This is a genomic window from Curtobacterium sp. B18, assembly GCF_000333375.1.
Lineage (GTDB): Bacteria > Actinomycetota > Actinomycetes > Actinomycetales > Microbacteriaceae > Curtobacterium.
On the sequence record NZ_BACZ01000549.1, the window covers coordinates 3,745 to 6,308 of the forward strand.

At 67.9% G+C, this 2,564-nt stretch carries 2 protein-coding genes; both read left to right on the forward strand.

The features are described from left to right. Nucleotides 1–165: 165 nt before the first annotated feature. A complete protein-coding gene (locus I5E_RS15025; protein ID WP_022907706.1) occupies nucleotides 166–1,623 on the forward strand; it encodes an MFS transporter in 1,458 nt (485 codons plus the stop codon). Between the two features lie 149 nt (nucleotides 1,624–1,772). Further along, nucleotides 1,773–2,447, forward strand: a complete 675-nt coding sequence (locus I5E_RS15030; RefSeq protein ID WP_022907707.1) for a GntR family transcriptional regulator — start codon at nucleotides 1,773–1,775, stop codon at nucleotides 2,445–2,447. The last annotated feature ends 117 nt before the right edge of the window (nucleotides 2,448–2,564 follow it).

Sequence of the window (2,564 nt, forward strand, 5' to 3'; positions counted from 1 at the left end):
CNNNGCGCCTCCCGGCATCCTGCTTGTGAGTTCTCATAGCAATTGCAATGATTGGGACTCCGGCATCGGAGCCGGATTCGATTAGGGGGATCCGGCTCCGGGCCCGGAACCCGTTCGTTTCCGGATCTGAACCATCTCGTCGATCTGGGCGTACGTTCCCCTCTCGTGAGCAGCACGACGAACGGGGCGATCAAGAGCCTGGTCCCCGCCAGGATGGACAGACTGCCGTGGACACGGTTCCACTGGAGCGTCGTGGTGGGACTCGGCGTCTCGTGGGTCCTCGACGGCCTCGAGATCCAGATCGTGTCGAACGCCGGCTTCCAGGCGGACCTGGACCTGTCGACGCAGCAGGTGACGTCGCTCGGCACCATCTACCTCATCGGGCAGGTCGTCGGCGCGATCGTCTTCGGCCGGATGTCCGACCGGTTGGGGCGGCGGAAGCTCTTCATCCTCACGCTGGCCATCTACCTGATCGGCTCCGGCATCGCCGGGCTCGCGCAGGACTTCTGGTTCCTCGCGGCGTTCCGGTTCGTGGCGGGTCTCGGCATCGGCGGCGAGTACGCGGCCATCAACTCGGCGATCGACGAGCTCATCCCCGCGAAGTACCGCGGGCACGTCGACATCGCGATCAACGGCACCTACTGGGGCGGCGCGGCGCTCGGCGCGTTCGCGAACATCTACCTGCTCGACACGGCGAACTTCGCCGAGAACATCGGTTGGCGCATCGGCTTCTTCCTCGGCCCGGTGCTCGGCATCGCGATCATCTTCCTGCGGCGGCACATCCCGGAGAGTCCCCGGTGGCTCATGACGCACGGACGCGAGGAGGAAGCCGAGGCGACGGTCACGCAGATCGAGGAGTCGGTCGAGCAGTCCACCGGGCACCGGCTGCCGGAGGTCGACCAGTCCAAGGCGATGACCGTCACCCCGACGGACAACGTGAAGTTCCGGACGATCGTGAAGGTGCTGTTCCGGCAGTACCCGACCCGGACCCTCGTCGGCGCGACGATGATGATCACCCAGGCGTTCCTCTACAACGCGATCTTCTTCACCTACGCCCTGGTGCTCACGAACTTCTTCGGGCTGAAGACGGCCGAGACGAGCGTGTACTTCTTCCCGTTCGCGATCGGCAACCTGCTCGGCCCGATCATCCTCGGGCGGTTCTTCGACACCTGGGGTCGTCGGCAGATGATCTTCTCGACGTACCTCGTCTCGGGTCTCGTGCTCGCCACCTCGGCGTTCCTGTTCCAGGCCGACGCGATCAGCGCCACCGTGCAGGTCGTCTTCTGGTGCGTGTCGTTCTTCTTCGCCTCGGCGGGGGCGTCGAGCGCCTACCTGACCGTGTCGGAGATCTTCCCGCTCGAGCTCCGGTCGCAGGCGATCTCGTACTTCTTCGCGCTGGCGCAGATCTTCGGTGCCATCGCCCCGCTGATCTACGGTGCGCTCATCGGCGACGGGTCCTCCCGCGAACCGCTGTTCTGGGGGTACCTGCTCGGTTCCGCGGTGATGATCGCCGGCGGGGTGGTGGCGCTGGTCTTCGGGGTCGACGCGGCCCGGAAGGGGCTCGAGGACGTCACCCAACCGCTCTCGGTCCTGACCAAGGAAGCGGACACGGCGCGGAAGTAGTATTCCGTATGCGGAGTGTTTAGCGCCGAGTTGCGGGGTCTGTCATCGTCCTCGCATGGCAGTCCTCCACAGCACGACAGTGTCCCGCACGGTCCACGGTCCGACCACTCGCGAAGCCGGCGGCGTGGGCCGTGCGTGATCCTGGCGCCATGGAGCGAGCACAGCACCGGCCGGGTCGTGACGACGACGACCCGCTCGGCATCCGACGCAGTCTGCTGCGCGACGCCGTCTTCGCCCGACTGCTCGACAACGTGCTGCGCGGGGTGTACCGGCGTGGGCAGCGGATGCGGTTGGACACGATCGCGGCGGACATGCGGGTGTCCCGGACGCCCGTCCGCGAAGCGCTCGTGCCGCTCGAGAACCTGCGGCTCGTGTCGGTGCAGCGGTACGTCGGGGTCGTCGTCGCGCACTGGACCGTCGACCACATGATCGAGCGCATCCGCATCGCGCGGACGATGATCACCGAGCCCTCGGCGGGGTCGGCCCGGAGTGCGGACCGGTTCGACGTCGCCTGGCTGCGGACGTGCGCGACCGAGGGTGGTGTGTTCGTCGAGATCGGTTCGTGGTGGCTGCGCCGGAGCGGTGCGGCGGTCAGTGCCGACTGGCTCCTGTCGCAGCGTGCCGTGCTCGACGCGTTCTTCACGGACGAGGTGGCGCTGGCGAACGGCATCGACGCCGTGGTCGCGCGGCGGGAGCGGCGGGTGCTGGCGGATCGGGCGACCGTGGCGGCCGAGCGGGATGCGCTCGACGAGTGTGCGGCGGTGCTGGTCGAGCTCGCTGACGCCCTGATCGCGCTGCCGGAGCGGTTCCGGGCGGCCGCCTGAGCGCTCCCGCGCGCAGGCACCTGTGCGCACGGCTGTGCGCCGAAGTTTCGCGCTCACCGACAGTTCACGGGCGTTCCGGGCCGTGAGATGTCGGTGAGCGCGAAACGACAGGCGGGC

What these genes read in the sequence shown, in the direction of transcription:
- I5E_RS15030 (WP_022907707.1), top strand. Translation starts at nt 1,773, where the DNA reads ATGGAGCGAGCACAGCACCGGCCGGGTCGTGACGACGACGACCCGCTC.